Origin of the sequence: Marinobacterium stanieri (genome assembly GCF_900155945.1) — a bacterium.
Lineage (GTDB): Bacteria > Pseudomonadota > Gammaproteobacteria > Pseudomonadales > Balneatricaceae > Marinobacterium > Marinobacterium stanieri.
In genome coordinates, this window is record NZ_FTMN01000020.1 from 1 (window position 1) to 4,868 (window position 4,868).

The window sequence follows — 4,868 nt, forward strand, 5'->3', positions numbered from 1 at the left end:
CAGCATATCTGGCATGAGTCGTTCGGCTTCAACCACTTCCGCGGCGATGACTGGATGCAGGAGCCCTGTCGTTCCTGTGACGAAAAGGAAAACGATCTGGGCGGCTGTCGCTGCCAGGCCTATATGCTGGCCGGTGACATGAACGCAGCGGACCCGGTGTGCAGCAAGTCACCGCATCACCAGAAGATCCTTGACGCCCGAGCGGCGGCTGAGCAGACTAGTGCGGATGCGCCCATCACCTTCCGAAACGACCGTAACTCCCGTGTATTCGCCCGAGGCTGAGCCACTGCTCAGCGCCCAAGAGGCAGTTGCAACCATTCATGACTACTCCTCTCTCTGTTTTTACCGGGGAGAGGTGATGGGCGTGAGTTTTGATGCAAGTAGTGGCCTCAATCGACTGTGCCGCTTCGTCTCAGGTAAAGCTGTTAATCTGTTGCCGGACAATTTCAGCGTACGCAGCCGTGTGCATGAATATGGCGGCGGCGCCTGGTGCTTGGCGGGCGATTTGGCTTGCTTCGTTAATAACGAAGATCAGGCCATCTGGCTCAAGTCGCTGGAGACGTATGAAGACCCCCAGCTACTCACGCAAGCACCCCAAACACGCTTTGCTGATCTGCAGGCAGATACTCTACGCAACAGGTTGTTGGCAGTCAGTGAAACGCACCAGGAGGACTGTGCGGAACCGATCAATCGGTTGGTCGGCATTGATCTAAATTCCGGGCAGGTTAATACACTGGCGGAAGGTGCGGACTTCTATAGCTCACCTGCACTCAGCCCTGATGGACGTCAGCTGGCCTGGATTGAATGGGATCACCCGCAACAGCCCTGGCGCTGCACACGTTTAATGCAGGCAGAGTTAGGTGCCGAGGGTGAAATCATTGAGTGCGTGCAGGTATCCGATAAGCAGGAGGCCGCCTGGGCACAGCCGCGTTTTTCACCTGCAGGCCAGCTGCATGTCGTGGTGGACCGCCAGAACTGGTGGCACATCGAAAGGCTAACCCCTGAGGGCCTTGTGCCTTTGGCCGGGGATGCACCCGCCAATACCGAATTTACCACTGCACCCTGGCAATTGGGTTTAAGTACCTATGGCTGGAATCATGAAGATGAATTGCTGGCGCTGGGGCAGTCTGAAGGATATACGCGGCTATGGCGGCACAACGGGCATGACTGGGAACCGATGGAGCTTGGGGTTATGCCCGCCCGCCTGCATGCGCTTGCCTGTAATGGACAGCACCTGGCCTGTGTTGCTGAATTCAGTGATCGTGAACCGGCCATCCTGCGCATTGATACCGAATTGACAGCAGATGACCCTGACCAGACACTCGTATTATCAGGTGGTTCCGCGCCGGCCTTTCAGGTAAGCCTGCCACTGAGCCTGAGTGCGACTGTACAGAACCAGCAGGTGCCATACTTCCTATATCGGCCTGCCGGTGTGCCTGCCAACCAGCCTCTGCCTTTGGTCATCTGGACCCATGGTGGTCCAACAGCAACCACTGCGCCCATACTCAAGCCGGCAATCCAGTACTGGACCCAACGGGGGTTCATGATTGCAGACGTCAATTACCGTGGCAGTACGGGCTACGGCCGCAGCTATCGGATGCAGCTTGAGCAACAATGGGGGATCAGTGATGTACAGGATGTGGAAGCGGTCGTCCGATCGCTTATTAAACAGGGACTGGCAGATGCCAAAGCCGTGTTTATTCGTGGTAACAGCGCAGGTGGGTACACAACACTGAGTGCGCTTTGCCATTCCAGCCTGTTTCAGGGCGGTGCCAGCCTCTATGGTGTGAGTGACCCGGCACGTTTGAATGATCTGACACACAAGTTTGAATCCCGCTATTTGCATTGGCTGATCGCTGACCCGGATGCTAATCCTGAACGCTACCAGCAGCGCGCCCCGCTGAATCATGCCGAACGCATCCAGGTGCCCGTTATTTTCTTCCAGGGTGAGCAGGACCGAGTCGTGCCCCCCGAGCAAACAGGCGCGATGGTCGAGCGCTTACGGGCCAAGGGACTGCATGTCGAAACCCACTATTTCCCGGATGAAGCCCATGGCTTCCGCCAGCCTGAGAACCAGGCCAAAGTGCTTGAAGCAGAGCTGACGTTTTACCTGCAGCTGATCAACCGCTCCCTGTCCTGACCGGTTGCAAAGCGTCATAGGGCAGGGCATTCTGAAACCAATGCCAGCAGGAAGTCGGCAGCCTCAAGCATAGGGAGCTAAGTTGATGCGCCAAAAACACTCGTCTTTAGTAGAGCCTTTGCGGTTCGATTTTACTGCCTGTTGCAGTCTTAATACCTTTCTTTCTTAGCTTCAAGGGCGCTTTTTACCTTTTTGAGTTTGATAGGATATTTTTTGATTTTTATTTCCTATTAAATCAATAGGTTATGAATGAAGCGCTGCTGTTTGAAAAATTTAAAGGTATACCCGCTAATAATTTTTATGAGGTGCGGTATCTCATAAATAAGCTGTTATGTGCTTCTCCTGAGTGTACGAATCTAAATTGAAGGTATAAAATTGTCATATTTATTAATAGTTCTAGCTCTTTTAGCCACTGTTGTCGGTATTAGGGGAGATACTTGGAATCATCAAAGACAAGGGTTGCGTAAAGTATCTATTACAGGTTGGGTGGCGTTTGCATTAGCTTGTTCTATAGCCGCCTTTTCTATTGTTAAAGAGTATCAAGAAAACAGTGAGAAGCAGGAAAATGAAAGAAAGCTATTGTTTAAACGGTTAGATGGACTCGACTCTCTCGCTACACAGTCGTGGTATTTGAGTTCGATGTTTAAATCTATAGCCAAGGATATAGATGATAGGCCGGAACTTTATGAGCTATCATTGAACCAACTTAGGTTTATGAAGGATGAACTTTCTCGTTCTCAGAGTAGCTATGCTCAGGTATTAGATCGTAGCGAAAGAATAGCTTTAGAACATTTAATGCTGCAGGTAACTGGATCTTTACATGGCTTAACATTAGAGAAACAAGTTACAAATTCTAGCGACTTTGAGTATTTAGCTACAGAAGCTTTAGAAGCAAATATTACATTTTGTCAGTCTATAAAAGAAAAGAACCCCCTGTGCTATATGGGTGAGACAGTTGGTGCTAATTAATTGATCGTACATAAATAGGCTGTTAGCTTTCATGGAGATTTAGGCAAATATGAGAAGAAGTAGAGTTTTCGGAGAAAGAGAGCTAAGGGACTTTCTTGAGGCAAGCAAATCGAATGTTGCTCACTCTATTGAATCCGAAAGGGATGATTACATTCTAAACGTCAACGAAGATGATTATGTGGCCCATAAAGTATCAGAGGCGACTGTCGAATATTTAGAAATTCATGTTGATGACATCTACGCTTCTTCTAGCGAACAAATGATACCTGCCGAGAATTTCCCTCGCGATTTTCACGTCTATTCAGGTAAATCCTATAAAAAGGATGTGATTAAATTTCATGTTCCAATAAGTGGCAATATTCAATTACTACACTGCATGCCCAGTACTAGAATTATGTGGACTATGGAGATCGAGGTTAGTCGTGATGAGTTTTGCTTTGAAATAGTCAACTTCAGAGATGATGCTGATGAGATAGTTCGTAGAAAGGACGAAAACATCAGAAGTATCATGCAGCAATATGAAAACGTGAAAGCTGAGGTGATAAAAGCGAACGCTAGCTTGGAACAACATATTCGTAATGCATTTAATATGCGAAAGCAGAGAATTCAAAAGAGCACTGGGGTGCTAGCTTCATTAGGTGTTCCAATAAAAAAATCTAGTGCGGCATCAGAAACATTCTCTATTCCTGCGCCTCAGAAGCGAAAGAAACCTATTTTAAATAGGCCAAGCGTACAGGAGGCGGGCTTTTCACCAGAACCAAGCCTTGATCAGTCTACATATATAGACATCTTGAAATTAATCCACGATGTGGGAAAAGAATTTGAACGGCTGCCTAGCTTGTACGCAGGAAAAGAAGAAGAGCATCTTAGAGATCACTTTTTAATGATGTTAGAACCAAATTTTGAAGGTTCTGCAACTGGAGAAACATTTAATAAAACTGGTAAGACAGACATATTGCTTAGGCATGAAGGCTCAAATGTATTTATTGGTGAGTGCAAATTCTGGAAAGGTGAGAAAAGCTTCTTAGCCACAATTAGTCAGCTATTGGGTTATCTTACGTGGAGGGATTCAAAGGCTGCGGTTATTATGTTTGTGCCGAACAAAGACTTTACCAGCGTGGTTGAAACTGCCAAAGAAGCATCTCCAAAGCATTCCAATTTTCTCAAGTACGTTGATGAAAAAGATGAAACTTGGTTTAACTACGAGTTTCATCTTGATGGTGATAGAAACAGAGCAGTAAAGCTGGCAGTTATGCTCTACCACACGCCAAGGTAAAAGCTAACAAGTGACTGTGGTGTCCAGCATAAATAATCAGGCTGTTTTATGACGCCAAAGCTCTTCGTTTTTGAGCATGGTATTTAGCACTACAATGAGCTTGCGCATGCAGGCGATGATCGCCACTTTGGGCAGCTTACCCTCAGACTTCAGGTGTTCATAAAAGCGCTTGAAGACGGGGTTACATTGGATGGATGACAGCATCGCCATGAACATGACCGTGCGGATACGGTGACGGCCTCCGCGAATACGCCGTTTGCCATTCCAGGTGCCGCTTTCTCGGTTCATGGGTGCGACACCGACGAGTGCGGCGATCTCTTTACGGTTGAGCTTACCGAGCTCCGGAAGCTCGCTGAGCAAGGTGTACGCGAGGACTTTACCGACACCAGGCACGCTGGTCAGGATCTCGGTTTTGGTACGCCAATGCTTGACCTGTATAACGGCTTCATCGATCTGTTTGGTGATAGTCTTTATCTGAGTTTC

5 protein-coding genes are annotated in these 4,868 nt (G+C 48.0%); 4 read left to right on the forward strand and 1 reads right to left on the reverse strand.

All coding sequences use genetic code 11. The features are described 5' to 3' along the window. From BW956_RS21950 to BW956_RS21965, 4 genes are all read left to right on the forward strand, one after another. Positions 1 to 282 (forward strand): SPASM domain-containing protein (locus BW956_RS21950; RefSeq protein ID WP_476703400.1); only part of this gene is annotated, 282 nt, incomplete at its 5' end. An 82-nt stretch (positions 283 to 364) separates the two neighbouring features. Continuing rightward, positions 365 to 2,140: a S9 family peptidase gene (locus BW956_RS21955; protein ID WP_175612069.1), complete on the forward strand. Its 1,776-nt coding sequence runs from the start codon at positions 365 to 367 to the stop codon at positions 2,138 to 2,140. Positions 2,141 to 2,515: 375 nt separating this feature from the next. Continuing rightward, complete coding sequence (locus BW956_RS21960; protein ID WP_139327280.1) at positions 2,516 to 3,109, forward strand: hypothetical protein; 594 nt, start codon at positions 2,516 to 2,518, stop codon at positions 3,107 to 3,109. Positions 3,110 to 3,158: 49 nt separating this feature from the next. Beyond that, positions 3,159 to 4,385 (forward strand): hypothetical protein, encoded by a 1,227-nt coding sequence (locus BW956_RS21965; protein ID WP_076466475.1) that lies wholly within the window; start codon positions 3,159 to 3,161, stop codon positions 4,383 to 4,385. Positions 4,386 to 4,421: 36 nt separating this feature from the next. Here BW956_RS21965 and BW956_RS21970 read toward each other — a convergent pair. Next, positions 4,422 to 4,868, reverse strand: a 447-nt coding sequence (locus tag BW956_RS21970; RefSeq protein WP_139327281.1) for a transposase, incomplete at its 5' end; no start/stop codon positions are given.

Excerpts from the sequence above, each read along its gene's own strand:
- BW956_RS21965 (WP_076466475.1), top strand. The coding sequence starts at position 3,159 with ATGAGAAGAAGTAGAGTTTTCGGAGAAAGAGAGCTAAGGGACTTTCTT.